This is a genomic window from Pseudonocardia humida, from assembly GCF_023898865.1.
Classification (GTDB): Bacteria; Actinomycetota; Actinomycetes; order Mycobacteriales; family Pseudonocardiaceae; genus Pseudonocardia; species Pseudonocardia humida.
Genome location: NZ_JAGSOV010000035.1, coordinates 20,410 through 47,126 on the forward strand (window position 1 = coordinate 20,410; position 26,717 = coordinate 47,126).

Consider the following 26,717-nt stretch of genomic DNA (forward strand, 5'->3'; position numbering starts at 1 on the left):
GACGGGGTGCGGGAGCGGTGAGCTCCACGATCGTGCGGCGGCACCCCGTCGTGGTGTTCTGCGTGCTGCTGGCCGTGGTCAGTTGGCCGGTGCAGGTGTTCATGCCGGGGTCTGCGGTGCTGACGCTCGTCGGGCCGAGCGTCTGCGCGTTCGTCGTCACCTACCTCGCGCAGGGGCGGGAGGGGGTTCGGGCGCTGTGGCGGCGCGTGCTGCGCTGGCGGGTGCCGGTGCGGTTCTACGTCGTGGCGCTCGTCGGGCTCGGCGCCACCGTGCTCGCGGTGGCCTACGCCGTCACCGCCGTGTTCTTCCCCGCCGACCTGGCGCCGCCCTCGGTGCCGGTGCTGCTGTCGACGCCGATCAACTTCGTGCTGATCTTCGTGCTGGCCGGGTTGGGCGAGGAGTTCGGGTGGCGCGGGTTCGCCCTGCCTCGCCTGCAGGAGCGGCACGGGTCGGTGCGGGCGAGCGTCGTGGTCGGTCTGCTGTGGGCCGTCTGGCACTACCCGAAGATCCTCGTCGAGTACGGAGGACCGACGGCGACGCTCGCCTGGTTCACCGTCGGCGTCGTGGCGGCGTCGGTGGTCTACGCGTGGCTGTTCGACGCCACCGGGGGCAGCGTCCTGCTGGTCGCGCTCATGCACGCCGCGGAGAACACCTGGACGGGACTGCCCTTCCGGGAGGTGTTCAGCTTCGTCCCGCCCGGCTTCGCGTTCTTCGACGCGGTGCGCGAGTGCACGTTCGTGCTGATGGCGGTGGCGGTCGTGCTCCTCGCCGGGCGCCGTCCCCCGCGCGGCGACGGGAGCTCGTAGCGTCGGCGGTGTGGCCGGTCCCCTGCACTTCGACGCCCTCGCCGAGACCTACGAGAAGGCGCGCCCGCCCTACCCGGAGGCGCTGTGGAGCCGCCTCGGGGAGCTCGGGGTGCTGCGACCCGGCGTGCGCGTGCTCGAACTGGGCGCCGGTTCCGGCCAGGCCACGGCGCGGTTGCTCGGAGCGGGCGCCGAGGTCGTGGCGGTCGAACCGGGTGGCGCCCTCGCCGCCCGCCTCCGGCAGCGGTGCCCGGGGGCGCGGGTCGTGGTCGCCCGCGCCGAGGACGCCGAGCTGGGTGGGGCCCGGTTCGACCTGGCCGTGGCGGCGACGTCGGTGCACTGGCTCGACCTGGACGTCGTGCTCCCCGCGCTGCACCGGGCCGTCGTACCGGGTGGGCACTTCGCGGTGTGGCGCACGGCGTTCGGCGATCCCCGGGTGCGGACGCGGTTCCGGGACCGCGTGGACGCGATCGTCGCCCGGCGGGGCGACGAGCCGGTCCGGCCGGGTCCCGGTGAGCTCGACACGGCGCGGTGGGCCGAACGCCTGTCGGCGAGCGGCGCGTTCGCGGTCGTCCACGTCGAGGAGTTCCGGTGGCGCATCGACCTCGGCGCGGACCAGGTCCACGGGCTGTTCCGCACCTTCAGCGACTGGACCGCCGACGAGGCGGCCGCGGCCGGCCGGGCGGCTCGCGACCTGGGCGGGACGGTGACCGAGCACTACGTCACGCCGTTGGTGATGCTGCGGCGCGGCGACGCCTGACGCTCCCGGAGCGGGAACGGGCACCGACGCTCGTCGGGCGGTGGCGGGGGCTCACGGCGGGGGTGCGGAGCGCAGGTCGACGGCCACGTCGTCGTTGCGCAGGACCAGGTAGCGGGCCTCGAAGTCGTCGGGCACGGCGTAGCAGACGTACCCCTCCCGCGGTCCGTCGTGCCGGTCCGGGACGGCGTCCGGGGCGCCTGCGCAGGCCGGCTCCTGGTCGAGCCGCACCGTGCTCCCGCGGCCCTCCCCGAGCAGGAGCAGGACGGTGGGCAGGCGGGCGCGCCGGGCGGGTGGGGCGGGCTCGACGCGCACGGGGATCCGGACCGTCGAGAAGACCTCGTCGATCCCGGGGTCCGCTCCGGCGGGCAGCCCGGTCCGCGGTGGTCCGGTGACGGTGACGGTCGTGTCGAGGTCCGTCGGCACCGCGGTCCCGATGGGCACGACCGCGTCGACGCGGAACGTGCTGCGGTTGGGGTCGGACGGCGTGGCGGTGGGCGGGTCGAGGTAGTGCTGCATGGCGTCGCGGACCGGGTAGGGGTAGGCGCCGATGTCGTGCTGGCGCGGCAGGACGACCAGGACCAGGGCCGCTCCGAGCGGCATCAGCGCGAACGCGACGACCACCGCGCGCGGTGCGACCCAGCCCAGCCACAGTGCGGCTCCGGCCACCAGCAGGCACCCGACGCGCAGGACGACGGCCCCCCAGTGGTTCTCGACGTCGATCACGGTCTGCGGCGCGCGCACCAGCAGGACCCGGCCGTCGGCCGCCGACCGGGTGATCACGACGGGCGCGCCGAGGTCGAGTTCGGCGAGGGCGCCGGCCCCGCTGCCGGCGGCGTCGAGGTCGATCGCGGCGCCGTCGGCGGTGACGGCGACGGCGTTGTGGATGTAGCTGACGCGACCGGTCGACCCGCGGCGCTCCACGCTGGACTCGACGACCACCGCGCGGGTGTCCGCGGTCGGGGACGCCGCGTGGACCACCCACTCGACCGGCAGCACGAGTGCGGCCCCGGCGAGCAGGAGCAGGAGGTGGCGCACCCACGGGTTGGCGGCCGAGCGCTGCCGCAGGCTCTGCGGGCCCGTCCGCGTCGTCGGCACGGGTCGATCATGGCTGTGCACCGTGGTCGGGACCTCAGCAGGACTACTGATCCGAGAAATGGATGTGATGTTCATCACTTGTCTCGGGCGGCCGTCGTCCGTAACGTGCTCGTCTGCTGACGTGGATCTCGACGCACTCCGTGCCTTCATCGCCGCGTTCCCCGACACCCTGATCGTCGAAGGCGGCGCGGACATCTACGCCATCCACGACCCGGACGGCGACTACGAGCAGCGCCCCCGCCAGGGCTGGGCCACCGTCATGACCTCCGACGCCTACGACTCGGCGTCCGACCTCGACCGGCCCGGGGTGTTCCGGCTCAACATCGGGCTCCCGCGCGACCGCTTCCGCGAGCTGGTCGACCCGGACGCCGAGTACGACACGACGGCCCTGGACGTGCTGTTCCCGCACCCCGTCTACGGCTCGATGAACTGGGTGTCCGTGCTCAACCCCGACACCACCTGGCCCCTGGTCCAGCAGCTGCTCGCCGACGCGCACGCGTTCGCCGTGCGCAAGCACGACAACGCCGCACGCCGGCGCGAGGCGCGTCGATAACCGGCGGAACCGCCCCAGCTCCGCTGCTAGCCTGCCGCGATGCGCACGATCGGGAGGAGCTGGTGGCCGCAGGCAGGCGGCTCCTCCGACGTGCGCTGACGATCAGCGAAGCCATCGAGGCCGCCCGCGCGGGCGGCCTCGGTGCGTTCCCGGGCCGTGGCGGGGTGGCCACCGACCCGAGGGGACATCGATGCGACTGTCCGGCATCACCCCGTCCGGCCACCCCCACCTCGGCAACCACCTCGGCGCGATCCGGCGCTGGGCGTCCGACGGCGGACCGGACGACCTGTACTTCGTCTCCGACCTGCACGCGATGACGACGAGCCACGACCCGGCCCGGCTGCGGGCGCGCACCAGCGAGGCGCTGGCCGTGCTGGTGGCCTCCGGGATCCCGGCCGAGCGGGTGTTCGTGCAGTCGGACCTGGCGCGCCAGCTGGGTGCGCTGACCTGGGTCCTGGAGTGCACCTGCAGCTTCGGCGAGGCCGCCCGGATGATCCAGTTCAAGGAGAAGGGCAGCGGGCGGGCCGGCGTGCGGCTGAGCCTGCTGACCTACCCGGTGCTGATGGCCGCGGACATCCTGCTGCAGGGCGCGGCGGAGGTCCCGGTGGGCGAGGACCAGAACCAGCACGTCGAGCTGGCGCGAGCGCTGGCCCGGCGGTTCAACGGCAGCTACGGCGAGGTGTTCGCGGTGCCCCGGGCGGTGCTGCCGCCGACCGGCGCGCGGGTGCGCGACCTGGCCGATCCCGCGCGGAAGATGTCGAAGTCGGCGCGGGACGCGGCCGGGGTGGTGTTCGTGCTCGACGAGCCCGACCTGATCCGGCGCAAGGTGCGGCGCGCCGTGACCGACGCGTCCACCGACGTCGTCTACGCGCCGGGCGAGCGACCCGGGGTGGCGAACCTGCTGGAGATCCTGGCCGGCTGCCGCGGTGGCCGCCCGGCCGATCTGGCCGCGGAGTTCGCCTCCTACGGCGCGGTGAAGGAGGCCGTGGCGGAGGCGGTGATCGAGACGCTGCGCCCGGTCCGCGAGCGGACGGTCGCGCTGCTCGCGGACGCGGGCGAGCTGGCCCGGGTGCGCAGGGACGGAGCTGCCCGGGCCGCCGAGCGGGGCGAGCAGCGGCTGAGCTCCGCGCTGCGGTTGATCGGCGCGGGCGGATGACGACCAGCCGTGCGCGGTGCCGGTCCCGCTCTACCCGGAGGTGCTGCTCCGCTCCACCGCGTCCAGCACGTCGGCCCACGTCTGCGTGACCTCCACGTAGTCGGGCGCCGGCCCGCGCTGCGGCCCGAACAGGTAGTGGCGCCGCACCGCGCCGCGGATGGCGTCGTGCACGTCGGGGCGGTCGTCGACGAAGTCGGTGAGGCCGAGGTCCAGGCAGTGGTCGCGCTTCTGCGGTCGGCGCAGGCAGAACCGCAGCGCCGCGGGGTCGATGCCGGTGCGGCCGAAGACGTCGTGCGCGGCGAGCCAGCGCCGGGTGCGGTCCTGCACCCGCGGCCCGCACTTCGAGACCAGCCACACCCGTCCGTCCGACCGCTCGACGAGCCGCGCGAGCGCGTCGACGGCGCCGGGGACCTCGGGGGTGGCGAGCATGGTCGCCTCGTCGCCGGTGAAGAAGGCGGTGTCGCCGCCGCCGGGGTGGTCGGGGCCGGCGATGATCACGCGGCCGATGTCGACGCCGAACCGGATGTCGTCCATGCCGTCAGCGTGGGGGCCGCGAGTCCGATCCGGAACTATGGATGGTCCGGTGCTCTATAGTTCTGGCCTATGGGCGAGCGGGACCTGGTCGAGGCCGACGCGGTCCGGTCGTTCGCCGTCTTCGCCGAGCACCTCAACTTCACCCGGGCCGCCACCGAGCTGCGCATCAGCCAGCCCTCGCTGCACGTGAAGATCGCCAAGCTGGCCGCCGCGCTCGGGGTGGCGCTCTACGAGCGCGACGGGCGGGTGCTGCGGCTGACGGTCGAGGGCAGGCGGGTGGCCGCCTTCGCCGCCGACTCCCGCCGCCGCGTCGACGACTTCCTGGCCGACCTGCACGACACCCGCCCCGCGCTGACCGTCGCCGCGGGCCGGGGGGCCCTCCGCTGGGTCGTGGCCGATGCGCTGCGGGAGGTGCTGCGCGACGGGCGCCGGCTGCACGTCGTGACGGCCGACCGGGACGCGGCCATGGCCGCGGTGCTGTCCGGGGCGGCGGACGTGGCCGTGGTCGGGTTCGACGCGCCCGGCGCCGGGGTCGAGGTGTGCCCGGTCGCGGCCTACCCGCAGGTGCTGGTGGTGGCGGAGGGGCACCCGCTGGCCGGGCGCGACGCCGTCGCGGTGTCCGACGTGGACGGTCTCGACCTGGTGCTGCCGCCCGCCGACCGGCCCCACCGCCGCGCGCTCGACCGCGCCCTGCTCGCCGCGGGCGCCGCGGTCCGCGTCCGCGCCGAGGCCGACGGGTGGGACCTGCTGGTGCACTTCGCCGGGCTCGGCCTGGGCGCCACGGTCGTCAACGGGTGCGTCGAGCTGCCCGCGGGGTTGGTCGCCGTGCCGGTCGAGGACCTGCCGACCGTCCGGTACTGGGCGGCGTGGCGGCCCGCGCGCCGCGACCGGGTGGCCGACCTCGTGGAACGGCTGGCGGCATGACCGACGACGTCGCGCTGAGCAAGTTCCTGGCCTACGTGCTGCGCCACGACCCGGCCGCGGCCGGGGTCGAGCTGGGGCCGGGCGGGTGGGTCGCGGTCGACGACCTGCTGGCCGGGCTGGCCCGCGCCGGCCGGGCGGTCGACCGGGCCCGACTGGAGGCCGTCGTGGCCGGCAGCGACAAGCGCCGCTACGAGCTCGACGGCGACAGCATCCGGGCCGCCCAGGGCCACTCGCAGCCCGTCGACCTGCAGTTGGAGCCCGCGACGCCGCCCGACGTGCTGTTCCACGGGACCGTGGAGCGGTTCCTGGAATCGATCACCGCCGAGGGGCTGCGACCGGGCAGGCGCACGCACGTGCACCTCTCCGCCGACGTGGCGACGGCCCGGGTGGTCGGGGCCCGGCGCGGTCGACCGGTCGTGCTGCGGGTCGACGCCGCCGGCATGCACGCCGCCGGGTCGGTGTTCCACCGGGCGAGCAACGGCGTGTGGCTGACCGCTCGGGTGCCGCCGGAGTGGATCTCCGTTGACACCCGCGGAGCGTGACGGCTTCCATCCGCCCGTGAGCGCACTGCACCCGCGACTGCGGGAACTGGTCGAGTCCGGCCCGCTCGTGCACCTGAGCACGACCAACGCCGACGGGAGCCCGCAGGTCTCCGCGATCTGGGTCGGACTCGACGGCGACGACCTGGTCAGCGGCCACATGGGCTGGTACGCGAAGCTGCGCAACATCGAGCGCGACCCGCGCGTCGTGCTCTCGTTCGACGCTCCGCGCCGGCCCGGGGTCTTCCTCGCCGAGCACGCCGTGCTGCGGGCGCGGGCCACGATCGAGCCGACCGAGGCCGCCTGGGACCTGCTCGACCGGCTCGCCCGCGTCTACATGGCCCCCGACGCCGGGTTCCCGGCGCCGAAGGGATCCGGCTACGTCATCCGGTACGCCGTCGAGCGCGTCGGCGGCGTCGGGCCGTGGGCGGCGCGCTGACCCGCCGCGCTCACCGGACCCGCGACCACTCGACGACCATCGCCCGCGAGCCTGCCGGATCGACCCGCACCGGCAGCGTCGCGCCCGGGCGCAGCACCGAGGCGTAGTCGAACGGCACGCGCACCCGCCGTTCGACGACCGCGCCGTCGATGCGCAGCCCGACCCGGGCGATGGGCTCGCCGCCGATCCGGCCGGACGTGCCGGCCACCGACTCCACGACCGCCGTGCGCCGGTGACCGCTCTCGGCGACCCGGCGCAGCGCCGCCGGGCTGCCGAACATGCGGTGCTGCAGCGCCGTCCAGACGACGCCCTGCACCAGCGCGACGACGGCGAGGATGCCCAGCACCATCGCCGTCACCCAGCGCGGCGTGCCGTCCAGCACGAGGTACGCGGCCAGGGCCAGCACCGCGGCCACCGCCGCAGCCAGCAGGAACGCCCGGCCGAGGCGTCCGAACGCGACAGTCATCCGACCCCCCCGGCGGAAGTATGGCACCCCGCCCGCCGGTGCGGTGGGGCTCCGGTAGCGCACGAAGGCCCCGGCACCGCCGGAAATATAGTGCGGCGCGTGCCGGATCCCGCCGCTCTGTTCGCCGATGCCGCCGCCACCGTCGCCGACCTCCTCGACCGGGTCGCCCCCGACGCCTGGGACGGGCCCGGGCTCGGCGCGTGGGACCTGCGGGCGCTCGTCGGGCACACCAGCCGGTCGCTGGTCACCGTCATCACCTACCTCGACGGCCCCGCCGTGGAGGAACGCGTGGGCAGCGCCGCCGAGTACTACGCGCTGATCAAGACCGGGACGATCCCCGGCACCGCCGACCCGGAGGCGATCGTCGAGCGCGGCAGGCGGGCAGGGGCGCAGCTCGGCGACGACCCGGCGGCGGCGTTCCGGGCGCTGATCGGGCCAGCGACGGCGAAGGTAGCCGAGGTCGGCCCGGACACCGTGGTGGAGACAATCGCCGGGGGCATGCGGGTGGACCGCTACCTCACGACCAGGACGTTCGAGCTGGTCGTGCACGGTCTGGACATCGCCGCGGCCACCGGCGGCGAGGTCGTGTTCGCGCCCGGGGTGCTGTCGGAGGCCCTCGGGATGAGCGCCGAGGTGGCCGTGCGGCTGGGCGAGGGCGAGGCGGTGCTGCTGGCGCTGACCGGGCGGCGGCCGCTGCCCGCGGGGTTCTGCGTGGTCTGATCGCGGTGCGGGCGATGAGTTCCGCGGCGGGTGCCGGTCGTGGCTGTGACGGCTCCCCCCCGAACGAGAGGTGCAGGCACATGGCAGACCAGAAGGCCCCCGGCCCCACCACCTACTTCCCGATGATCGAGAAGAAGTACGGCCGCCCCGTCGAGGAGTGGATGGACGTCGTGCGCGCCGCCGTCGCGGCCGACCCGGCCGCCAAGCACATGGAGCTGGTGGCACTGCTCAAGACCGAGCACGGCATGGGCCACGGCCACGCCAACGCGGTGGTCGCCCACACGCTCGCGCAGGCCCGCACGGCATGACGGCGCCCGGTGGCACCATCGGCGGTTGGGATGGCCCCACCGGCGACCTGTGGGCCGAGCACGCCGACCACTTCGACCTCCAGACCGCCGACCACCTCCCGGCGCTGCTCGCGGCCGCGGCCGTCGAGCCCGGCGCGGCGGTGCTCGACGTGGGGTGCGGCGCCGGCCGCGCGACCTTCGAGCTGGCCGGGCTGGCTGCGGGCGGCAGCGTCACCGGCGTCGACCTGTCGGCCCGGCTGCTCGACGTCGCCCGCGCGCGGGCCGCGGCCGCCGGCGTGGGGCACGTCCGGTTCGAGCGGGCCGACGTCCAGGTCACCGACCTGGGCACCGACCGCTACGACCGGATCGTCAGCCGGAACGGGGTGATGTTCTTCGACGACCCGGTCGCCGCCTTCACCAACCTGGCCCGCGCGCTGCGCCCCGACGGCCTGATGGCGCTGGCGGTCTGGCAGCCGGTGGCGGAGAACGCGTGGTTCCTCGACATCCGCCGGGCCGCCGCCGGGGGCCGGGAGCTCCCGCCACCGGCCACCGACGGACCGGGCCCGTTCTCCTTCGGCGACCCCGAACGCGTGCGGCGGATCCTGACGGCCGCCGGGTTCGCCGAGCCGCGCTTCGCCGACGCGCGCGCACCGCGGCGCTACGGCGAGCTCGCCGTCGCGGAGGCGGTGGTCCCCGAGCTGATGCGGGACCTGCTCGACGAGCTCGACGAGCCGGCCAGGGCCGGTGCCGTGGCCGCACTGCGGCGGACGCTGCGCGAGCACTCCGGACCGGACGGCGTCACCTTCCCGTCGGCCATGTGGATCATCACCGCCGGGCGGGCCTGAAGGCCGCGACCGAGCGCACCGACGCCGTGGTGGGCCGGTGGTGGTTGCTGTCCTCCGGATCGCCGCCACGCGCCCGCGGTTCCGGCCGACGGCGCCGGGGCCGGGGTGCGGTAGCGCATACTCGCCCCGTGTCGACGGTGATCATCGCGCGGCTGGCGGCGATCTTCGCGGTGGTGGCGGTCGGCTACGGCTGCGGGCGCACCCGGATGTTCGCCGGGGAGCGGTCGCTGCGGCTGCTCACCGACCTGGCGTTCTTCGTGTTCACCCCGGCGCTGCTGTTCCGGCTGACCGCCTCGATCGACCTGACCGCGCTGCCCTGGGTCGTGATCGGCGTCTACTTCGGACCGACGGTGGCGCTGCTGCTGGCCGTCTACGCCGTGCAGCGGGTCCGGGTGCGCGCCGAGGCCGCGGGCCCGTCCGTGCGGGCCATCACGGCGACGTTCGGCAACACCGTGCAGCTGGGCATCCCGATCGTGCTCGGGCTCTTCGGCGACCCCGGGTTGGCCGTGCACGTCCCGATCACCAGCCTGCACGCCGTCATCCTGCTGACCGTGCTGACGGTGCTGGTCGAGACGGACCTCTCGCAGCGGGGCGGCGCCGACCGCCCGGGCGTGGTCGGGACCGCGCTGCTGACCGCCCGGCGGACCGTCGTGCACCCGGTGGTGCTGCCGGTGCTGCTCGGGCTGGTCGTGAACGTGGTCGGGCTGCCCATCCCCGGCCCCGTCGACGAGGTGCTCGGGCTGCTGGGGCAGGCCGTCGTGCCGCTGTGCCTGGTGCTGATCGGGCTGTCGCTGGCCCACTACGGCGTGCGCGGGGTGGCGGGTCCAGTGGTGTGGCTGTCGGTGGGGAAGCTGGTGGTCCACCCGGCGCTCGTGCTGGGCGTCGGGTACGCGGCCGGGCTGCGCGGGCTCGCGCTGACCGTCGTCGTGCTGTGCGCGGCCCTGCCGACCGGGTCGAACGCGCAGCTGTTCGCCCAGCGCTACGAAGCGCGCGAGGTCGAGACGACGGCCGCGCTGATGGCCTCGACCCTGGCGTTCGCGGCCACCGGCCCGGCCTGGCTGCTGGCCGTGTCGGCGCTGGCGTGAGGCGCTACCGGAACGTGCCGGAGTCGCGCAGCGCCCGGACCACCTCGACGAGCTGGGCGACGGCCGAGTCGGTGGAGTCGCGGCGCCAGAGCAGGTGGCAGTCGATGACCGGGCTCGGGTCGGTGAACGGCAGGTAGGTGACGCCGGGCACCGCGTGCAGCGCCGCCGCGGCCGGCGAGGAGATGCCGACGGCGGAGCCGGCCAGCACAAGCGGCAGCATCCGGTCGAGGCTGGAGACCTCCTGGTGGATGCGCACGGCGGCGCCGCGGGCGGCCAGCTGGCCGACGATCCGGTCGTGCAGCAGCGCGTTGACCGACCGCGGCACCAGGACCAGCGGCTGCTGGGAGAGCCGCGCGGGATCGACGGCCGGCTCCGCGGCCAGCGGGTGGTCGGCGGCCACCGCGACGACCAGCGCGGCCCGCTCGACCAGCAGCCCGGTGAGCGGGGCGGGCAGGTCGGGGTTCCAGCCGAAGCCCGCGTCGATCCGGCGCTCGAGCAGCGCGGTGATCTGGTCGGGCGTGGTCATCGGGCGGGGGACCACCTGGACCGGCGGCGTGCGGGCCACCAGGTGCGGGGCGACCAGCCGGATCAGCCGCGGGTCGACGTCCTCGGCGTAGCCGACCCGGACCTCGCCGGCCAACCCCCTGGCCGCCCGGCGCCCGACGTCGCGCGCGTGCGCGCTGGCCGCCACCACCCGCCGCGCCGCGGGGAGGAACGCCTCGCCGACCGTCGTCACCGCCACCCGGCGGCTGGTCCGGGTGAACAGCGGCGCACCCAGCTCCCGCTCGAGGCGGCGGATCTGCTCGCTGACCGACTGCTGGGTCACGTGCATGCGCTCGGCGGCGCGCCCGAAGTGCAGCTCGTCGGCCACCGCGAGCGCGTACTCCAGCTGGCGAAGCTCCACGTGGCCCCCCATCGACAGGCAGTGCCTGTTGCACCTACCCATCCTGGTCGTTGATGAACGCGCCGTCCCGTCGTCCGATGGGTTCATGAGCACCTGGTTCCTCACCGGCGCGTCCCGCGGCCTCGGCCGCGAACTCACCGAGCAGCTGCTGGCCCGCGGCGACCGCGTCGTCGCGACCCTGCGCGAGCCCGACCGGCTCGACGACCTGGCCACCGCCCACGGCGACCGCCTCCACCGCCACACCCTCGACGTCACCGACACCGCCCGCCTGCGCGCGGTCGTCGACACCGCCTTCGCCGAGGTCGGCCGCATCGACGTCGTCGTCTCCAACGCCGGCTACGGCGTCTTCGGCGCCGCCGAGGAGCTCACCGACGCCCAGGTCGAGGACGTGCTGGCCACCAACCTGACCGCCTCCGTGCAGCTGGCCCGCGCCGTCACCCCGCACCTGCGGGCCCAGGGCGGCGGGCGGATCCTGCAGGTCTCCAGCATGGGCGGGCACATCGCGTTCCCCGGCATGGCGCTCTACCACGCGGGCAAGTGGGGGATCGAGGGCTTCTTCGAGGCATTCGCCCCCGAGGTCGAGCCCTTCGGCATCCGCACCACGCTGATCGAGCCCGGCATGGTCGGGACGACGTTCTACGCGTCGAGCGTCCGGGCGCCCGTGCTCGCCCCCTACGTCGACAGCCCCGCCGTGCACCGGGGAACGCTGCCGGTCGAGGACATGCCCGGCGACCAGGCGAAGGTGGTCGTGGCGATGATCGCGGCCGGGGAGGCGGCGGACCCGCCGCGGCGGCTGCTGCTGGGGTCCGACGCCTACCGGTTGGTGCGCGAGGCGCTGCGCGGGCGGTTGGACGAGGTGGAGGAGCAGCGGGAGTCGGCGGCGCGCAGCGACAGGGGTTAGGTCGCGGTGCCCTCGTGGGCCGCCGGGTCCGGCGGCGAGGTCACCAGGAGGACGCCGGGTGAGCCTCAGCGGGCGTCGGTGATCTCGAAGACCGCGACCCGGTCCGCGACCGCCCCGAACCGGTCGGGGTCGGCCCCCTCCACCAGCCCGATCCGCACGAAGAACGCCACCCCGTGCGGCACCTCCCGCGGGAACGCCCGCATCACCTCGCGCCGCAGGTCGGCGTCGCGCACCTCGGTCAGGGCGATGGACCGCACCCGCCGTCCCCGGCGCAGCTGCCCCCGCCCCGCGGCCCGGGCGTTGCGGGCCCAGTCGCAGTTCGGGAGGGCGGCGATCACGAACTCCCGGCCGTCGACGCGCAGCGGGGAGACGGGCGTCGAGCGGGGGGCACCGGTGGTGCGGCCGGGGACGGTCAGGACGCGGATGGTGCCGACCGGGAGGCCGATCCGGTGCAGGGCGCGGACGACGCGGTTGGCCGGCTTCAACCAGCCGGGCAGGGCGGCGATCGGCGGAGGCATCAAAATCCCTTCGATAGTCGAACGATCGTGGCCACGGTAGATTACTTCGAGTGTCGAAGCAATCGGACCTGCACGACCGCGTCGCCCGGGCCGCGGCCGACTTCGGGGCCGCCGCCGACGAGGTCGACGGGGCGGTCGCCGACGTGCTCGGGGTCAACCGCACCGACCTGCGGATCGTCGGGGCGGTGGCGTTGGCCGGGGAGCTGTCGGCCGGGGCGCTGGCCCGGGCCGTGGCGCTGAGCCCGGCCGCGACGACGACGGCGGTCCAGCGCCTGATCGCCGCAGGCCACCTGACCCGCGAGGTCGACCCGGCCGACCGCCGCCGCACGGTCCTGGCCCTCACGCCCGGGGCGGCCGCGCAGATCGAGCGCGCGTACGGGCCGGTGGCGGCCGAGGGGCGGCGGGCGCTGGACGACTACACCCCCGCGGAGCTGGCCGTCGTCGAGCGCTTCCTGACCGAGGGCGTCGCGCTGCAGCGCGCGCACGCCACCCGGATACGCGCCGCCGACGCCTACCGCGACGGCGACTCGATGCCGTCGAGGAGGCGGTCGAGGCCGTAGGCGCGCGACCCGGCGGCCTGCTCGCAGGTGCTCTGCTCGAAGCCGCCCGCGTTCCACACCGCGGTCATCGACGGGTGGCGCTCGACGTCGAAGTAGTCCTCCCAGAGCGAGCCGCGCGCGGCCCACCACGCGTCGCCGGACTGCCCGGACGCGCGCTCCAGCTCCTCGTCCTCGACCTCGACCATCGCCGCCGACCGGACGAACGTGGCGATCGCCAGCGCGGCCAGGTTGCGCTGCGTCGGGGGGAGGTCGAGGCCGGTCAGGGTGGACAGGACGTACTCCCGCTCGGCCATCGTCCCGGGCCCGGCGGGCGGTCGGGCCGCCGAGACGTGGCGCATCCACGGGTGCCGCCGGTACATGGCCAGGGTGCGCTCGGCGTAGAGGTCGACCTGCTCGCGCCACGGGCCGGGGCGCGGCTCGCCGGGGCCGGGGAGGGCGCGGTCGGTGAGGACCTCGTCGACCATCAGCTCGACGAGCTCGGCCTTCGCGCGCACATAGCTGTAGAGCGTCATGGTGCCGACGCCGAGCGCGGTCGCGACCCGGCCCATCGTCAGCTTCGCCAGCCCGTCGGCGTCGGCCAGCTCGACCGCGGCCCGCACCAGCTCGTCGACCGAGAGCCGGGGTGGGCGGCCGGGGCCGGTGGGGCGGTCGGGGAGCGGGCGGTGGCGGCGCCACAGCAGGGCGAGCACGCGGTCGGGGTCGCCAGGCTTGTCCGTGGGCACGGTCCTCCTCGCAAATCCCGTAGACCATACGCCTATAGTTTTCCGTACCACGCACGACAAAAGGGGGAGCCATGACGATCCTGGTGACGGGCGCGACCGCCAACGTCGGCCGGATGCTGGTCGACGCACTGCTCGCGGCCGGGGAGACCGACGTCCGGGCGCTGACGGTCTCGCCGCGACGGGCCGCCCTGCCGTCCGGTGTGGACGTCGTCGTCGGCCAGGTCGGGCGGCCGGAGACGGTGCGCCCCGCCCTGGAGGGCGTCGACCGGATGTACCTGGCGCCGAGCCCGTCGACCGCGCGGGAGGTCGCCGCGCTGGCCGCCGCGGCCGGCGTGCGCCGGATCGTCGACCTGGCCGGCGGGGAGGGCGGCTCCTGGCACGCCATCGAGGGCGACGTAGAGGCCTCCGGGGTGGCCTGGACCCACCTCGAACCCGGCGAGTTCATGTCCAACGCCCTGGACTGGGCCGACGAGATCCGCACCGAGGGCGCCGTCCGCGACGCGCACCCGACCTCGGCCAACGCCCCGATCGACATGCGCGACATCGCCGCGGTCGCGGCCGCCACCCTGCTGCGGGACGACCACGCGGGCAGGCGCTACCCGCTGACCGGCCCGCAGTCGCTGACCCGCGCGGAGATGGTGGCGACCATCGGCGCCGCGCTCGGGCGCGAGGTGCCCTACGTCGAGCTCACCCACGAGGAGGCCATCGCCCGCAAGGCCGCGCGCGGTATGGGCGAGGAGGTGGCGCGGTGGTACGTGGAGGGGATGGCCCTGCTCGTCGAGCACCCGCAGCAGGCGGACCCCTCCGTCGAGCGGATCCTCGGCCGTCCCGCCACGACGTTCGCCCAGTGGGCGCGGGACAACGTCGACGCCTTCCGCGCCCCCTGACCCGCCCTCCACCCCGTCGAGAACGAACCTGTTGTCGTTTTGGACCGGTCAAAACGGCGACAAGTTCGTTCTCGACGGGGCGGTGCGGGGCGGGCGGAGGTGCGGGTGCGCTCGCGGGTGGGGCGGCTGTTGCCGCTGCACGCCAGCGGACCGGGCAAGGTCCTGCTGGCGCACGCGCCGCCGGCGCTGGTCAGCGTGCGGCTGCCGGGGATCGGCGTGTACGTCCTGGTGCTGCTGGCCGGCGTGTTCGTGTTCAGCTCGCAGGTCCTCGTCTACGCGTTCGTCAGCCACCTCTACCCGGCGATCGTCGTGGGCGCCGACGCCGACCGCGACGACACCTGGGCCGCGCTGGTCGCCCTGGCCGAAAGGCTGGGCTGCCCGGTGTGGCAGGAGGTCTTCTCCGCCCGGGCCGGCTTCCCGCAGGACCACCCGCAGTTCGCCGGGCACCTGCCGGCCGGGCGCGCCCGGCTGCGCGACGCCGTCGCCGGGCACGACGTGCTGCTGGTCGTCGGGGCGCCGGTGTTCCGCCAGTACCCGTTCGAGGCGGGGCCGCTGGTCGCCAGGGGGACGACGATCGCGCTGGTCACCGACGACCCCGACGACGCCCACCACAGCCCCGTCGACCTGGCCATGCTCGCGCCGCCGGGACCGGTGTGCCGGGCGCCGGCCGAGGCCGTCCCGGCCCGGTCGGGCGGCTTCCGGCGGGCTGCCGCGGAGCCGGTGGCGCTGCCGTCGGGGCCGGAGCCGCTGCGCGCCGCGCAGGTGCTCTCCGCGCTCGCGGCGCGGATCACCCCGGACACCGTGGTCGTCGAGGAGACCCCGTCGAGCCGCCGCGACCTGCACCGACTGGTCCCGGCCCGGGCCTCGCTGGGTTCCTGTCGGCGACGATGGCGGGCTCGGGTTCGCGCTGCCCGCGGCGATCGGCGTGCGGATGGCGCAGCCCCGCCGGCCCGTGGTCGCCGTGGTCGGCGACGGGTCGTCGCTCCACGCGATCCAGGCGCTGTGGAGCGCGGCGCACTACGGCTGCGGCGTGCTGTTCGTGGTGCTGGCCAACGGCCGGTACGCCGTCATGGACCGGCTGGCCGAGCAGCACGGCGCGGACGAGCCGCCGTGGCCGGCGTTCCCCGAGGTGAGCGTGGCGGGCCTGGCCCTGGCCCTGGGCTGCCCGGCGCGACGGGTGCGGACCGGCGACGAGCTGGCCGCGGCGCTGGACGAGGTCGTCCCGACGCTGGACGGGCGGACGGAGCCGCTGGTCCTGGAGGTGGCGGTGCGCGTCGAGGGCACGTTCCGGCCGTGACCGGCCACGAACCACGCCGGTGGGGCAGCCTCACCGGGACCGGGGGGCCACCCCTACCGATCAACCGCGGCGGCGTCTGTCACGCTGGGACGGGCTCCCGCGCCGGGGGTGCATCCCCGACCGGGAGGACTGAGCGTGCTCGATGTGCTGACGGGCTTCGGTGCCTTGCTGCACAGCGTGTGGCTCCTGCCCCTGCTGGCCGTGATGATCGCGGTGGACGGCCCGTTCCCGGTGCTGCCCAGCGAGACCATCCTGATGTCGGCCAGTGCGCTGGCCTTCGGCAGCCACGACGCGGTCGCGGTGCTCGCCCTGTTCCTGGTGGCCGTGGTCGGCTCGATGATCGGCGACCTGCTGGTCTTCGGCCTCGGGCGCTCGTCGCAGCGGATCGTCGCGCTGACCGACGCGCGCACCGGCATCTCCGGCTGGGTGCGCGCCCGGCTGCTGGCCCAGCCCGGGGTCGCGCTGGTCGGCGCCCGCCTGGTGCCGGGCGGACGCCTGGTCAGCACGGCCGCGGCCGGCCGGTTCGGGCTGCCGCTGCGCCGGTTCCTGCCCTGGACGCTGGCCAGCTCGGTGGTGTGGAGCTGCTACATGCTGCTGGTCGGGCTGGCGCTCGGCCCGGTCACCGGCGGCCGGCCGTTGCCGTGCCTCATCGCCGGCGTGATCATGGCGGCGGTCACCGCGGGCGCGTTCGCGATCGGTCAGCGCATCCGGGCCCGTCGGGCGGCGCGCCGCGCGGTCGCGATGCCGCTCCCGATCTCCGTCTCCCCGGAGCCGGACGTCGAACTGCCCCGCGCGGCCTGAGCCACCCGCGCCACGGCGACCCCGGCCCCGCCGCCCGCCGCGACCACGAGCAGCAGGACCAGCAGCGGGTACAGGTACAGCACCTGCACCCAGGCCAGGTCGCGGCCGCGGTAGAGCACTCCGAACACCCGGTGCACGCCCAGCAGCAGCGCGGTCGGGGCGAGCAGCGGCAGCGTGCGCAGCAGCGCCGTCGCCACCGAGCGCCGGCGGGCCGCCCACCGGTCCGCGCGCCGCACCCCGCGCACGGCCAGCCACGCCGTACCGGCCGCCAACGCGAGCAGCGCGGCGTCGACGACCGCGCGCGACGACCCGGCCGGCGGCGGCGCGGTGCCTTCCACCAGCGCGACGAGCTGCTCGGCGAGCGCGCCGGCGTCGCCGTCCACCGGCCCGGTGTTGGCCAGCACCGCGATCCCGTACCCGGAGGCGGGCAGCAGCGCCTGGTGGGCGGTGCAGGTGAACAGGTCGCCGCCGTGCTCGACGACCGGCGCCCCGGCGGCGGTGGTGCCGACCGACCAGCCCAGCGCGTACGACCTGGACGCGGGCGAGGACGGGGTGTGCAGCGTCGCGACCGTCGCGGGGGTCGCGACCGACCGCCCGTCGGGGCCGGTGCCGTCGGTCTGCGCGATGAGCCAGGCGGCCATGTCGCGCGCGGAGCTGAGCACGCCCCCCGAGCCCGCGCCGAACGCGGCCGGCTCGCGGACCGGGACCGCCGCACCGAGCACCCGGACGTGCCCGGTGGGGCCGGGCGGCAGGTCGCGGTCGGTGTCGATGCCGCGACTGTCGCGCATGCCGAGCGGCGCGAAGATCTGCTCACGCAGGTGGGTGGCGAACGGTCGGCCGCTGACCACCTCCACCAGCCGGGCGGCGACCTGGTAGTTCGGGTTGTGGTACTCCCAGTGCGTGCCGGGCTCGGCCACCAGTCCGGCGGTGCGCAGCTGCGCCACCGACTCGCGCAGGGTGCCGGGTTGCTCCCGGCTCGCCGACGGGAACGCGCGGTCGGACAGTCCGGAGGTCTGGTCGAGCAGCTGCCGCACGGTGACGGCGTCGGCCCGCGGGTCGTCCGGGGCGAACTCCGGCAGGTGCTCGCGCACCGGGTCGTCGAGCGCGACGGCGCCGTCCTCCACGAGCTGCAGCACGGCCAGCGCGGTGACCGACTTGCTCAGCGAGGCGATCGGCATGGCGGTGCGCTCGGTGACCGGCTCGCCGGTAGCGGTGCGGCCGTGCCCGCCCGCGTGCACGACGTGGCGGCCGCGGGTGACGGCGACGGCGACACCCGGTAGCCCGGTCTCGTCCAGGTAGCGCTCGACCAGCGCCGCCACGGCGACCCCGTCGACCGGGGCCGTCGGTGCGGCGGTGGGGACGGTGGCCAGGGCGGCGGCGAGAAGCAGGTGGACGAGCACGTGGCGCAGTGTCCGGGCGCGGAGGGCGCCGGCGCATCGGACCGCGGTCCGATCCCGGACGCGCGGTTCCCCGTTACCGTCGGGCGGTGCGCTCCACCTGGGACGGGCGGTCGGGCCCGCTGCTGGCGGCGGACGCGGCGGCCGCGCTCGCGCTCGGGCTGTTCGCCGCGTTCCGCACCCCCGTGCCCGAGCCGTGGAACTGGCTGGTCGCCGCCGCGCTGGCCGCACCGCTGACCGTGCGCAGGCTCCGGCCGGCCGCCGTCTTCGCGGTCGTCGCGGTGGTGGCCGCGGTCGCCGTCGGCACCGGCGCCGCGGAGGACGCCGCGGTGCCGGCGGTCGGGTTCGCCCTGTACCCGATCGCGCTGAGCGCCGGGCGCCGCGCCGCGTCGGTCGCCGTGGTGGCGGCGCTGGTGGCGGTGCCCGGTGCGGGCCTGGTCGGCGCCGCGGTGCCCGGGCTGCGCCGGGTCGCCGTCCCGGCCGGGTGGGAGTCCTTCGCGACCACGCCCGGCTCGGCGGCGGCCTACGCCGTCGTGGTGATCACCGGGGCATGGGCGCTGGGTCGGGCGCTGCGGGCCCGCCGGGCGGCCCGCGCGGAGCTGGCCGCGCTGCGGGCCCGCCAGGCGGTGGCCGAGGAGCGGCTGCGCATCGCTCGCGACGTGCACGACGCCGTCGGGCACAGCCTCGGCCTGATCACCATGCGCGCCGCGGTGGCCCGCCACCTCGCCGACAGCCACCCCGAGCAGGGCCGGGTCGCGCTGGAGGAGATCGAGCGGACCGGGCGGGAGTCGCTGGCGGAGGTCCGCGCGGTGCTCGGCGCCCTGCGCGACGGCCCGTCCGCGCCCGATCCGCTCGCCCACCTCGTCGAGCAGGCCCGCGCCGCCGGGGTCGTCGTGGAGGTCGGGTCGACCGAGCTGGACGGTGTGCCCGCCGACGTGCGGACGTCGGCGCTGCGGATCGTGCGGGAGGCGTTGACCAACGTGCGCCGCCACGCCGGGCCGACCCGCTGCCGGCTCGAGCTCGACGCCGACCCGGACGGGCTCACCCTCACGATCGTCGACGACGGCCCGCGGCCCGGCGAACGGCCGGCCGAGGGGCACGGCCTGCTCGGCATGCGCGAGCGCGCGGCCCGGCACGGCGGCACGCTCACCGCGGGCCCGGAGCCGGGCGGCGGGTTCGGTGTCCGGGCCCGGTTGCCGTTCACCGGAGCGGGCCGTGGCTGAGCGGGTGCGGGTGCTGCTGGCCGACGACGACCCCGCCCTGCGCGCGACGCTGCGGCTGCTGCTGGAGGCCACCCCCGGCATGGCGGTGGTGGGGGAGGCGGGCGACGGGCGGGAGGCCGTCGAGCTGGTCGCGGCGCTCGCGCCGGACGTCGTGCTGATGGACGTGCGGATGCCGCGGCTGGACGGCGTCGAGGCGACGCGGCGGATCGTGGGCTCCGGCGCGGCCGCGCGGGTGCTCGTGCTGACCACGTTCGACCTGGACGAGCACGTGCACGCCGCGCTGCGCGCCGGGGCGGCCGGCTTCCTGCTCAAGGACGCGCCCCCGGCCCGGCTGCTCGATGCCGTCCGCGTGGTGGCGGCGGGCGAGGCGCTGCTGGCGCCCACCGTGACCCGGCGGCTGATCGCCCGGTTCACCCGCGGTGCGGACCGGGCCGCGCTGGCCGGCGTGACCCCGCGCGAGCGGGACGTGCTCGTGCTGATCACCGAAGGGCTGTCCAACGCCGAGATCCAGCAGCGCCTGCGGCTGAGCCGGGGCACGGTGAAGACCCACATCGGCCGGCTGATGAGCAAGCTCGGCGCCCGCGACCGGGCGCAGCTGGTCATCGCGGGCTACCGGGCGGGGCTGGGGGATCCGTAGCGACGGTTACGAGAGCAGTGCTCTTGACGTGGAGCACGACGTGCGGTTCACTGTTCCTAACAGAGAGCACCGCTCTCGAACCGAGGAGGAACACCATGACCGACACCCAGCGCAACCTCCGCCCCGGCCGCGCCGACCGTGTCTTCAACTCGGTCGTCCAGTGGCTGACCCGCCGCGGCGTCAGCGTGATGGGCTCGCGCGTGCTCGCCGTCCGCGGCCGCTCCAGCGGGCAGTGGCGGACCGTCCCGGTCAACCTGCTCGTCATCGACGGCGAGCGCTACCTGGTCGCCCCGCGCGGCCACACCCAGTGGGTGCGCAACATGCGCGCCGCCGGGGGCGGCGAGCTGCGGCTGGGCCGCACGGTCGAGGCCATCGCCGTCGAGGAGCTGCCCGACGCGGCCAAGCCGGCGATCCTGCGGGAGTACCTGCGCAAGTGGGCCTGGGAGGTCGGGCGCTTCTTCGAGGGCGTCGACAAGAACTCGTCGGACGCGGCGCTGCTCGGGATCGCGCCCGGCTTCCCGGTGTTCCGCCTGGTCGAGCGGTGACCGGCACGAGGATCAACCGGCGCCGGCGGGGGCTCCCCAGTCCCGCCGGCCCCGGTCACGGTCTTCAACGGCGCACCGCAGCGCGGGTTACGGGTTCGATCGGAAAAGATCAGGACTGGTGCCCGGCGCCCCGCCACCGCACACTCGGCTCGTGCGCGACGAGCGATGGGTGGGCGAGGTCGGCGAGGACAACGCCCGCTGGCTGGCCACCGAGAGCCGCACGGCCCGGCTCGCCTCCGAGTACCGCCCGCGCGACCTCGGCGACGGCCGCGTCGAGTACGGCTACCGGGCCCTCGACGCCGCCCGCGAGCTCGGCGAGGAGGAGGACGGCTACCTCACCGACGACGCCGAGGGCCTGCGCGTCTGGATCGGCGATGACGCCTACGAGCTGGAGAGCTCCTGAGCGCCCCGGCCTCGGCCGGGACACCCGCCGCGACTCCTGACCCTGGTTCAGGAAGCCACGATGCTGCCCGCAGAGGGCGGCATCGTGGCTTTCCTGAACTCCGGAGGGGGAGCGGGTCAGCGGGGGGCCAGGCGGCGGAGGGCGGTGGGGAGGTCGCGGGTGTGCAGGACGCCGAGGTGCTGGGTGGCGCGGGTGAGCGCCACGTAGAGGTCGGCGGGGGAGGCGGCCAGGATCTCGTCGGGCTCGACGAGCAGGACCACGTCGAACTCCAGACCCTTCGCCTCGTGCGGGGCCAGCACCGTCGCCCCCGGGAGTTCGGGCAGCGGGACCGGGGTGATGACGGTCGTCGTGCCGGGCCCCTCGACGTCGGCCACGGCCGCCCGGACCGCGCCCTCCAGCTCGTCCGGGTCCACCCGACGGGCCCACGGCACCGTGCCGGTCGCGCGGACCGGGCGCGGCGCGCTGTGCCCGGGCAGGTGCTCGGCCAGCACGTCGGCGGCCACGGCGGCGATCTCGGCCGGCGTCCGGTAGTCCACGGTGAGCCGGCGCAGCGCCCACCGGCCGGGCACGGCGCCCGCGGCCACCTGCTCCCACGCCCGGACCCCGCCCGCGGCCCGGCGCTGGGCCAGGTCGCCGACGATCGTGAACGACCGGGTCGGGCAGCGACGGGCCAGCGTCCGCCAGTCCATCTCGGACAGCTCCTGCGCCTCGTCGACCACCACGTGCCCGTAGACCCACTCCCGGTCGGCCGCGGCGCGCTCGGCGGTGCTGCGGACGTCCAGCTCGCGCTGCCGGTCGGCCAGCACGTCGGCCGCGACGAGGTCGGCGGCCAGGATCTCGTCCTCGTCGGCCCAGCCGTCGTCGTCCAGCATGGTCCGGACGCCCTCGGCGAACGCCTGGACCTCGGCGGCGCGGGCCCGCTCGCGGTCGGCCGGGCGCCGGTCCGGTTCGCGGCCGAGCAGCTCGAACGCCTCGTCCAGCAGCGGCACGTCCGAGGCGGTCCAGGCGGCGCCGTCGGGCCGGTGCAGCGCCGCCCGGTCGGCCTCGGGCAGCGCGGCCGCCGCGACCGCGATGCGCTCCGGCGACGCCCACAGCTCGGCCAGCAGCCGGGCCGGGGTGAGGGCAGGCCACAGCGCGTCGACGGCGGCGTGCAGGGCCGGGGTGGCCCGCAGCTCGGCGCGCGCGTCGGCCCGCAGGTCGGCGGCCAGCTCGGGGGACTCCCGCGGGGCCAGCCAGCCGGTGCCGATCCGGTCGACGGCCTGCTCGGCGAGCGCGTCGAGGACCGCGGCCCGGAACACCGGCCGGGCCTCGTTGTGCAGTGCGCCGGTGGCCCGGGCCCGCGCGCGGGCCCGCTCGGCGATGCCGCGGTCGAGCTCGACGGTCACGTCCTCCAGCTCGACCGGCATGGGCTCGTCCGGCAGCTCCTGGCGGTCGGCGACGGCGGCCGCGAGCACGTCGACCATCGCCGCGGAGCCCTTCACCCGGGCCGTCCGCGGCGGGTCCTGCGCGGTGGTGGACAGCCCCGGCAGCAGCGTGCCGACGGTGGCGAACACGACGTCGGACTCGCCGAGCGCGGGCAGCACCTGGTCGATGTGGTCGAGCAGGCGCGGGTGCGGGCCGACCACCAACACACCGCGGCGGGCCAGCACCGGCCGCGTGTAGAGCAGGTAGGCGACGCGGTGCAGCGCGACCGCCGTCTTCCCGGTGCCCGGGCCGCCCTCCACGACCAGGGTGCCCGGGACCTCGAGCCGGATGATCTCGTCCTGCTCGCGCTGGATGGTGGCCACGATGTCGCGCATGGCGCCGGTGCGCGGCGCGTCGACGGCGTCGAGCAGCGCCAGGTCGGCGCCCCGGCCGCCGGCGAGGTCGTCGTAGGCGTCGAGCACCTCCCGGCCGCGGGTGCGCAGGTGCCTGCGGTGGGCCAGGCCCTCCGGGTGGGCCGGGGTCGCGGTGTAGAACGGCCGGGCCGCCGGCGCCCGCCAGTCGACCACCAGCGGTTCGAACTCCGCGTCCAGCAGCCCGATCCGACCGATGTGGGTGCGCTCGCCCGCGGTGTCCTCGATCCAGCCCAGGCACAGCCCGTCGCGCCCGGCGCCGAGCCGGGTGATCCGGGTGCGCAGGCTGCGCACGGCGGTCTCGTGGGTGGCGCGCTCACCGGGGGAGCTGCCGGTGCCGCCGCGCAGGCGGTCGGTCAGCTCCGCCTGCACGGCCGCGCGCTGGGAGTCCAGTTCGCGGTAGAAGCGGGCGACGTCGCGGCGGTCGCTCTCCAGGTCGAGAAGCGGAGTGGACAATTCGCGATTCCTCCGGTAGAATCGATACTGCGCGAAAGGCTCCGGCATTCTTGTGAATGTCGGAGCCTTTCTTCGTATCAGATTCGGGCCGGACGGTCAGCCGTTCACGCGCAATCGACGCAACCGCAGCGCGAGTTGCAGCTCCAACGCGCGCTCGGGTTCCTGCCAATCCGGCCCCAACAGCGCCCCGATGCGCCCCAGCCGCTGCGCCACCGTGTTCGGGTGCACGTGCAGTTCCGCGGCCGCCGCCCGGTGGCCGCCCCCGGTGGCGAACCAGGCCGCGAGGGTGCCGACGAGGTCGCTGCCGCGCCGGTCGTCGTAGTCGGCCAGCGGGCCGAGCACCCGGTCCAGGTAGCCGTCCACGTCGGCGCGCTCGCCGCCGATGACCAGCCCGGCGAACCCGAGGTCGGCCGCGGCGGCACCGCGGCCGGGCAGGCCGAGCGCGAGCAGCGCGTCCGCGGTGCGGCGCGCCTCGGCGTGCGCCCCGGCGAGCCCGCGGGCCGGCACGACCGGGCCCGCCGCGCCCACCGTCGCCGGCTCGACGCCACCGAGCCTGCGCGCCAGGTCGTCCGCGACCGCCGAGGCGTCCTCGCCGGGGACCAGCACGACCACCGCGTCACCCTGCTCGGCGGCCAGCGCCGCGCCGCTCGCGGCCGCGAACGCCACGGCGCGCCTGCGCTCGGGGGCGCAGTGCACGACGGCGACCACGTGCGGCGCGGTGAGCCGCGCCCCGACCAGCTTGCCGCGCTGGACGAGGTCGCGGTCGGCCGTCGCGCCCGCGGGCCTGGCCACCAGGTCGCCCAGCAGTTCCGTGCGGGTGCGCCGTTCGGCCTCTGCGGCGCGCATCCGCAGGTTCAGCAGCAGCGCGGTCACCATCGCCGCCCGCTCGACCGTGCGGCCCTGCCCGGCGTCCAGCGCGTCCCGCCCGCCGAGCGCGACGGTGCCCAGCCGCTGCCCGGCCGCGGTCACCGACACCGCCCACAGCCCGTCCGCCGCGGCCAGGCGGCCGGTGCCCTCCGACTCCCGCACGGCGGGGGCCTCCGCCAGCGGGTCGACCCCCTCGCCGGGGGCGGGCGCGGCGCCGTGCCCGGCCAGCCGGACCCCCTCGTCGTCGAGCACCACCACCCAGCAGCCCAGCACCTCGCCCAGCGCCGCCGCGATGTCGGCCACGTCGCCGCCGGCCAGCACCAGCGCGGTGAACCGGTCGTGCGCGGCGGCGGCCTGCTCGATGCCCCCGTGCGCCGCGGACAGTGCGTCGAGCGCGGCCGCGGCCTCCGCCGCGCGCCGTGACTGCACCAGCGAGACGGCGGCCAGCGCGCCGAGCGAGCCGAGCAGCGCCACCTCGTCGCGGCGGAACGGGCGGTAGGAGCGGTTGGCCGCGAACAGCACCCCGACGAACGCGCCGTCGACCAGCAGCGGCACGCCGCAGATGGCGATCAGGCCCTCCTCGGCGACCGCCGCGTCGATCTCGGTGGTGTGCCGGTAGCGGTCGTCGGTGGGGTAGTCGGGCGTCCAGTACGGCCGCTCGGTCTGCGCGACCAGCCCACCGAGGCCGGCGCCCAGCGGCAGCCGCAGCGCCTGGAACCGGGCCGAGACCGAGCCCGCGGTGGCGCGCATGTAGGTGTCGCCGCGGTCGGGGTCGTGCAGGGCCAGGTAGGAGACGTCGGCGCCGACGAGCGCCCGGGCGCGCTGCACGATGGCCTCCAGCACGGCGCCGGGGTCCGACCGCGACGCCAGCTCCCTGGCCGTCTCCACCAGCGCCGACAGCTCGGCCTCCCGCCGCCGCGACGCGTCGACGCCCGCCCGCACGCGCATGGCCAGCTCGCGCGCCGCCGCCGCCGTCGCCGGGTCGTCGGCGGCGAGCTCGCGGGCGGACGCGTCGAGCTGCTCCGCCGGGGCGTCCTGGGCCAGCAGGCGGAGCAGCTCGAGCGCGATCTGCGGCACCCCCTGATCCTGCCCCGTCCCCGTCCAGAACGAACCTGTCGTCGTCTTGGACCGGTCCACCCGACAACAGCTTCGTTCTCGACGGGTCAGGGGCGGGTGGGCTGGGAGACGGCGGGGTCCTCGGCGAGGTCGCGGTGGCGGGTCTCGGCGTAGGTGGCCACGGCGACGATCGAGATCACCGAGCAGGCGGCGACGTAGACGGCGATCGCGTAGCCGCTGTCGAAGCGGGCCAGCAGCGCGACGGCGATCAGCGGGGCCAGCCCGCCGGCCACGATCGACGCGAGCTGGTAGCCGATCGAGACCCCGGAGTAGCGCACCTTCGTGCCGAACAGCTCGGACAGGAACGCCGCCTGCGGGCCGTACATGGCCCCGTGCAGCACCAGGCCGACCGACACGGCCAGCGCGGTGAGCGCGAAGCTCTGCGTGTCGATCAGGGCGAAGAACACGAACGCCCACACCCCGACCCCGACCGCGCCGATCAGGTAGACCGGCCTTCGCCCCATCCGGTCGGACAGCGCACCCCACAGCGGGATGGACACGAAGTGCACCGCTGCGCCGATCAGCACCGCGTTCAGCACGAACGAGCTGGGCACGTCGAAGCGGGTGTTCACGTAGGTGACCACGACGATGGTGAAGATGTAGTACGAGACGTTCTCGGCGAAGCGGGCGCCCATGGCGGTCAGCACCTCCCGCGGGTACTGCCGCAGCACCTGCACGATCGGCATGCTCTCCTTCTCACCCGCCGCGGCCGCCGCCTCGGCCTTCTGCTGGGCGGCCTTGAACACCGGCGACTCCTCGACCGCGAGCCGGATGTAGAGCCCGACCAGCACCAGGACCGCCGAGAGCAGGAACGGCACCCGCCAGCCCCAGGACAGGAAGTCCTCCTCGGGCTGGAACACCGCCAGCAGCGCGAGCAGGCCGTTGGCCAGCAACTGCCCGACCGGGACGCCGGCCTGCGGCCAGCTCGCCCAGTAGCCGCGCCGGGCCGGGTCGCCGTGCTCGGAGACCAGCAGCACCGCGCCGCCCCACTCACCGCCCAGCGCGAAGCCCTGGACCAGCCGCAGCAGGACCAGCAGCGCGGGCGCGGCGACGCCGATGCTGGCGTAGCCGGGCAGCAGCCCGATCGCGAAGGTCGCCACCCCCATCATCAGCAGGCTCAGGACCAGCAGCTTCTTGCGGCCGATCCGGTCGCCGAAGTGGCCGAACACCAGCCCGCCGATCGGCCGGGCGACGAACCCGATCGCGAACGTGCCCAGCGCGAGCAGGGTGCCGACGGTCGGGTCGTCGCTCGGGAAGAACACGGCGGGGAACACCGCGGCCGCGGCCACGCCGTAGAGGAAGAAGTCGTACCACTCGACGGTGGTGCCGACCATGCTCGACGCCACCACCTTCACGATGCTCGATCGGGGCGGGTGCTCGGTCGGTCGTTCGGACGTCATCGTGGTGCTCTCCTCGTCGAGATGCGGGTAGGGATCGGGGAC

30 protein-coding genes and 1 pseudogene are annotated in these 26,717 nt (G+C 75.9%); 21 read left to right on the forward strand and 10 right to left on the reverse strand.

The window, feature by feature from the left end; all coding sequences use genetic code 11:
• Window positions 1–17: 17 nt before the first annotated feature.
• Both KDL28_RS15865 and KDL28_RS15870 read left to right on the forward strand, forming a co-directional pair.
• The gene (locus tag KDL28_RS15865) at window positions 18–806 is read left to right on the forward strand and encodes a CPBP family intramembrane glutamic endopeptidase (protein ID WP_252439296.1); all 789 of its coding nucleotides are present in this window, start codon (window positions 18–20) and stop codon (window positions 804–806) included.
• A 10-nt stretch (window positions 807–816) separates the two neighbouring features.
• Window positions 817–1,563: a class I SAM-dependent methyltransferase gene (locus tag KDL28_RS15870; protein WP_252439297.1), complete on the forward strand. Its 747-nt coding sequence runs from the start codon at window positions 817–819 to the stop codon at window positions 1,561–1,563.
• A 51-nt stretch (window positions 1,564–1,614) separates the two neighbouring features.
• Here the strand turns inward: KDL28_RS15870 and KDL28_RS15875 are convergent, their stop codons facing one another.
• The gene (locus KDL28_RS15875; protein ID WP_252439298.1) at window positions 1,615–2,658 is read right to left on the reverse strand and encodes a hypothetical protein; all 1,044 of its coding nucleotides are present in this window, start codon (window positions 2,656–2,658) and stop codon (window positions 1,615–1,617) included.
• Window positions 2,659–2,779: 121 nt separating this feature from the next.
• Between KDL28_RS15875 and KDL28_RS15880 the strand changes: the two genes are divergently transcribed.
• Both KDL28_RS15880 and trpS read left to right on the forward strand, forming a co-directional pair.
• Window positions 2,780–3,211 carry a DUF6194 family protein gene (locus KDL28_RS15880; protein WP_252439299.1) on the forward strand — a complete coding sequence of 144 codons (432 nt, stop codon included), beginning with the start codon at window positions 2,780–2,782 and terminating at the stop codon, window positions 3,209–3,211.
• Between the two features lie 190 nt (window positions 3,212–3,401).
• Window positions 3,402–4,367, forward strand: a complete 966-nt coding sequence (gene trpS, locus KDL28_RS15885) for a tryptophan--tRNA ligase (protein ID WP_252439300.1) — start codon at window positions 3,402–3,404, stop codon at window positions 4,365–4,367.
• 30 nt (window positions 4,368–4,397) lie between these two features.
• On the opposite strand, the gene KDL28_RS15890 is transcribed toward trpS, so the two are convergent.
• Complete coding sequence (locus tag KDL28_RS15890; RefSeq protein ID WP_252439301.1) at window positions 4,398–4,901, reverse strand: hypothetical protein; 504 nt, start codon at window positions 4,899–4,901, stop codon at window positions 4,398–4,400.
• Between the two features lie 69 nt (window positions 4,902–4,970).
• On the opposite strand from KDL28_RS15890, the gene KDL28_RS15895 reads away from it, so the two are divergent.
• The 3 genes from KDL28_RS15895 to KDL28_RS15905 are packed head-to-tail and all read left to right on the forward strand — an operon-like array spanning window position 4,971 to window position 6,803.
• Window positions 4,971–5,825, forward strand: coding sequence for a LysR family transcriptional regulator (locus KDL28_RS15895; protein WP_252439302.1), 855 nt, complete (start codon window positions 4,971–4,973; stop codon window positions 5,823–5,825).
• Window positions 5,822–6,367: an RNA 2'-phosphotransferase gene (locus tag KDL28_RS15900; protein WP_252439303.1), complete on the forward strand. Its 546-nt coding sequence runs from the start codon at window positions 5,822–5,824 to the stop codon at window positions 6,365–6,367. Before KDL28_RS15895 ends, KDL28_RS15900 begins: the two co-directional genes overlap by 4 nt.
• Window positions 6,368–6,383: 16 nt before the next feature.
• A complete protein-coding gene (locus tag KDL28_RS15905) occupies window positions 6,384–6,803 on the forward strand; it encodes a PPOX class F420-dependent oxidoreductase (protein WP_252439304.1) in 420 nt (139 codons plus the stop codon).
• 10 nt (window positions 6,804–6,813) lie between these two features.
• Here KDL28_RS15905 and KDL28_RS15910 read toward each other — a convergent pair whose 3' ends face one another.
• A complete protein-coding gene (locus KDL28_RS15910) occupies window positions 6,814–7,269 on the reverse strand; it encodes a hypothetical protein (RefSeq protein WP_252439305.1) in 456 nt (151 codons plus the stop codon).
• A 99-nt stretch (window positions 7,270–7,368) separates the two neighbouring features.
• On the opposite strand from KDL28_RS15910, the gene KDL28_RS15915 reads away from it, so the two are divergent.
• From KDL28_RS15915 to KDL28_RS15930, 4 genes are all read left to right on the forward strand, one after another.
• Window positions 7,369–7,989 carry a maleylpyruvate isomerase N-terminal domain-containing protein gene (locus KDL28_RS15915; RefSeq protein ID WP_252439306.1) on the forward strand — a complete coding sequence of 207 codons (621 nt, stop codon included), beginning with the start codon at window positions 7,369–7,371 and terminating at the stop codon, window positions 7,987–7,989.
• Between the two features lie 80 nt (window positions 7,990–8,069).
• Window positions 8,070–8,297 carry a DUF4287 domain-containing protein gene (locus KDL28_RS15920; protein ID WP_252439307.1) on the forward strand — a complete coding sequence of 76 codons (228 nt, stop codon included), beginning with the start codon at window positions 8,070–8,072 and terminating at the stop codon, window positions 8,295–8,297.
• On the forward strand, window positions 8,294–9,121 hold the full coding sequence (locus KDL28_RS15925; protein WP_252439309.1) for a class I SAM-dependent methyltransferase: 828 nt from the start codon (window positions 8,294–8,296) through the stop codon (window positions 9,119–9,121). Before KDL28_RS15920 ends, KDL28_RS15925 begins: the two co-directional genes overlap by 4 nt.
• A 128-nt stretch (window positions 9,122–9,249) precedes the next feature.
• Complete coding sequence (locus KDL28_RS15930; RefSeq protein WP_252439311.1) at window positions 9,250–10,206, forward strand: AEC family transporter; 957 nt, start codon at window positions 9,250–9,252, stop codon at window positions 10,204–10,206.
• Between the two features lie 4 nt (window positions 10,207–10,210).
• On the opposite strand, the gene KDL28_RS15935 is transcribed toward KDL28_RS15930, so the two are convergent.
• Window positions 10,211–11,110: a LysR family transcriptional regulator gene (locus tag KDL28_RS15935; protein ID WP_252439313.1), complete on the reverse strand. Its 900-nt coding sequence runs from the start codon at window positions 11,108–11,110 to the stop codon at window positions 10,211–10,213.
• An 85-nt stretch (window positions 11,111–11,195) separates the two neighbouring features.
• Between KDL28_RS15935 and KDL28_RS15940 the strand changes: the two genes are divergently transcribed.
• Entirely contained in the window at window positions 11,196–12,011 is an 816-nt protein-coding gene (locus KDL28_RS15940) for an SDR family oxidoreductase (RefSeq protein WP_252439315.1), read from the forward strand.
• 65 nt (window positions 12,012–12,076) lie between these two features.
• Here KDL28_RS15940 and KDL28_RS15945 read toward each other — a convergent pair whose 3' ends face one another.
• Entirely contained in the window at window positions 12,077–12,529 is a 453-nt protein-coding gene (locus KDL28_RS15945; protein ID WP_252439317.1) for a nitroreductase/quinone reductase family protein, read from the reverse strand.
• Window positions 12,530–12,579: 50 nt separating this feature from the next.
• On the opposite strand from KDL28_RS15945, the gene KDL28_RS15950 reads away from it, so the two are divergent.
• Window positions 12,580–13,089, forward strand: a complete 510-nt coding sequence (locus KDL28_RS15950) for a MarR family winged helix-turn-helix transcriptional regulator (protein ID WP_252439319.1) — start codon at window positions 12,580–12,582, stop codon at window positions 13,087–13,089.
• Here KDL28_RS15950 and KDL28_RS15955 read toward each other — a convergent pair.
• A complete protein-coding gene (locus tag KDL28_RS15955; protein ID WP_252439321.1) occupies window positions 13,041–13,811 on the reverse strand; it encodes a TetR/AcrR family transcriptional regulator in 771 nt (256 codons plus the stop codon). The two genes, KDL28_RS15950 and KDL28_RS15955, sit on opposite strands and share 49 nt — an antisense overlap.
• A 71-nt stretch (window positions 13,812–13,882) precedes the next feature.
• On the opposite strand from KDL28_RS15955, the gene KDL28_RS15960 reads away from it, so the two are divergent.
• The 4 genes and pseudogenes from KDL28_RS15960 to KDL28_RS15975 all read left to right on the forward strand — a co-directional run bounded on the left by KDL28_RS15960 (window position 13,883) and on the right by KDL28_RS15975 (window position 16,796).
• Window positions 13,883–14,698, forward strand: coding sequence for an NAD(P)H-binding protein (locus KDL28_RS15960; RefSeq protein ID WP_252439323.1), 816 nt, complete (start codon window positions 13,883–13,885; stop codon window positions 14,696–14,698).
• A gap of 249 nt (window positions 14,699–14,947) precedes the next feature.
• Window positions 14,948–15,298 (forward strand): annotated as a pseudogene (locus KDL28_RS15965) (benzoylformate decarboxylase); the annotation flags it as partial.
• A gap of 307 nt (window positions 15,299–15,605) precedes the next feature.
• Window positions 15,606–15,995 carry a thiamine pyrophosphate-dependent enzyme gene (locus KDL28_RS15970; RefSeq protein WP_372496988.1) on the forward strand — a complete coding sequence of 130 codons (390 nt, stop codon included), beginning with the start codon at window positions 15,606–15,608 and terminating at the stop codon, window positions 15,993–15,995.
• Between the two features lie 135 nt (window positions 15,996–16,130).
• Complete coding sequence (locus KDL28_RS15975; RefSeq protein WP_252439325.1) at window positions 16,131–16,796, forward strand: DedA family protein; 666 nt, start codon at window positions 16,131–16,133, stop codon at window positions 16,794–16,796.
• On the opposite strand, the gene KDL28_RS15980 is transcribed toward KDL28_RS15975, so the two are convergent.
• The gene (locus KDL28_RS15980; protein WP_252439327.1) at window positions 16,694–18,196 is read right to left on the reverse strand and encodes a serine hydrolase domain-containing protein; all 1,503 of its coding nucleotides are present in this window, start codon (window positions 18,194–18,196) and stop codon (window positions 16,694–16,696) included. The two genes, KDL28_RS15975 and KDL28_RS15980, sit on opposite strands and share 103 nt — an antisense overlap.
• An 86-nt stretch (window positions 18,197–18,282) precedes the next feature.
• Here KDL28_RS15980 and KDL28_RS41510 point away from each other — a divergent pair, with 86 nt between their 5' ends.
• From KDL28_RS41510 to KDL28_RS16000, 4 genes are all read left to right on the forward strand, one after another.
• Window positions 18,283–19,416: a sensor histidine kinase gene (locus KDL28_RS41510; protein WP_252439329.1), complete on the forward strand. Its 1,134-nt coding sequence runs from the start codon at window positions 18,283–18,285 to the stop codon at window positions 19,414–19,416.
• The gene (locus KDL28_RS15990) at window positions 19,409–20,053 is read left to right on the forward strand and encodes a response regulator (RefSeq protein ID WP_252439331.1); all 645 of its coding nucleotides are present in this window, start codon (window positions 19,409–19,411) and stop codon (window positions 20,051–20,053) included. Before KDL28_RS41510 ends, KDL28_RS15990 begins: the two co-directional genes overlap by 8 nt.
• A gap of 95 nt (window positions 20,054–20,148) precedes the next feature.
• Window positions 20,149–20,598, forward strand: a complete 450-nt coding sequence (locus KDL28_RS15995; protein ID WP_252439333.1) for a nitroreductase/quinone reductase family protein — start codon at window positions 20,149–20,151, stop codon at window positions 20,596–20,598.
• 151 nt (window positions 20,599–20,749) lie between these two features.
• A complete protein-coding gene (locus KDL28_RS16000) occupies window positions 20,750–21,001 on the forward strand; it encodes a hypothetical protein (RefSeq protein WP_252439335.1) in 252 nt (83 codons plus the stop codon).
• 116 nt (window positions 21,002–21,117) lie between these two features.
• Here KDL28_RS16000 and KDL28_RS16005 read toward each other — a convergent pair whose 3' ends face one another.
• From KDL28_RS16005 to KDL28_RS16015, 3 genes are all read right to left on the reverse strand, one after another.
• The gene (locus tag KDL28_RS16005) at window positions 21,118–23,292 is read right to left on the reverse strand and encodes a UvrD-helicase domain-containing protein (RefSeq protein ID WP_252439337.1); all 2,175 of its coding nucleotides are present in this window, start codon (window positions 23,290–23,292) and stop codon (window positions 21,118–21,120) included.
• Between the two features lie 96 nt (window positions 23,293–23,388).
• Entirely contained in the window at window positions 23,389–25,236 is a 1,848-nt protein-coding gene (locus KDL28_RS16010; RefSeq protein WP_252439339.1) for a helix-turn-helix domain-containing protein, read from the reverse strand.
• Window positions 25,237–25,322: 86 nt separating this feature from the next.
• Window positions 25,323–26,675, reverse strand: a complete 1,353-nt coding sequence (locus tag KDL28_RS16015; RefSeq protein WP_252439341.1) for an MFS transporter — start codon at window positions 26,673–26,675, stop codon at window positions 25,323–25,325.
• Window positions 26,676–26,717 lie beyond the last annotated feature (42 nt).

What these genes read in the sequence shown, in the direction of transcription:
- KDL28_RS15910 (WP_252439305.1), bottom strand. Translation starts at nt 7,269, where the DNA reads ATGACTGTCGCGTTCGGACGCCTCGGCCGGGCGTTCCTGCTGGCTGCG.
- KDL28_RS15890 (WP_252439301.1), bottom strand. Translation starts at nt 4,901, where the DNA reads ATGGACGACATCCGGTTCGGCGTCGACATCGGCCGCGTGATCATCGCC.
- KDL28_RS16015 (WP_252439341.1), bottom strand. Translation starts at nt 26,675, where the DNA reads ATGACGTCCGAACGACCGACCGAGCACCCGCCCCGATCGAGCATCGTG.
- KDL28_RS15920 (WP_252439307.1), top strand. Translation starts at nt 8,070, where the DNA reads ATGGCAGACCAGAAGGCCCCCGGCCCCACCACCTACTTCCCGATGATC.
- KDL28_RS15945 (WP_252439317.1), bottom strand. Translation starts at nt 12,529, where the DNA reads ATGCCTCCGCCGATCGCCGCCCTGCCCGGCTGGTTGAAGCCGGCCAAC.
- KDL28_RS15895 (WP_252439302.1), top strand. Translation starts at nt 4,971, where the DNA reads ATGGGCGAGCGGGACCTGGTCGAGGCCGACGCGGTCCGGTCGTTCGCC.
- KDL28_RS15925 (WP_252439309.1), top strand. Translation starts at nt 8,294, where the DNA reads ATGACGGCGCCCGGTGGCACCATCGGCGGTTGGGATGGCCCCACCGGC.
- KDL28_RS15995 (WP_252439333.1), top strand. Translation starts at nt 20,149, where the DNA reads ATGACCGACACCCAGCGCAACCTCCGCCCCGGCCGCGCCGACCGTGTC.
- trpS (WP_252439300.1), top strand. Translation starts at nt 3,402, where the DNA reads ATGCGACTGTCCGGCATCACCCCGTCCGGCCACCCCCACCTCGGCAAC.
- KDL28_RS15940 (WP_252439315.1), top strand. Translation starts at nt 11,196, where the DNA reads ATGAGCACCTGGTTCCTCACCGGCGCGTCCCGCGGCCTCGGCCGCGAA.
- KDL28_RS15900 (WP_252439303.1), top strand. Translation starts at nt 5,822, where the DNA reads ATGACCGACGACGTCGCGCTGAGCAAGTTCCTGGCCTACGTGCTGCGC.
- KDL28_RS15960 (WP_252439323.1), top strand. Translation starts at nt 13,883, where the DNA reads ATGACGATCCTGGTGACGGGCGCGACCGCCAACGTCGGCCGGATGCTG.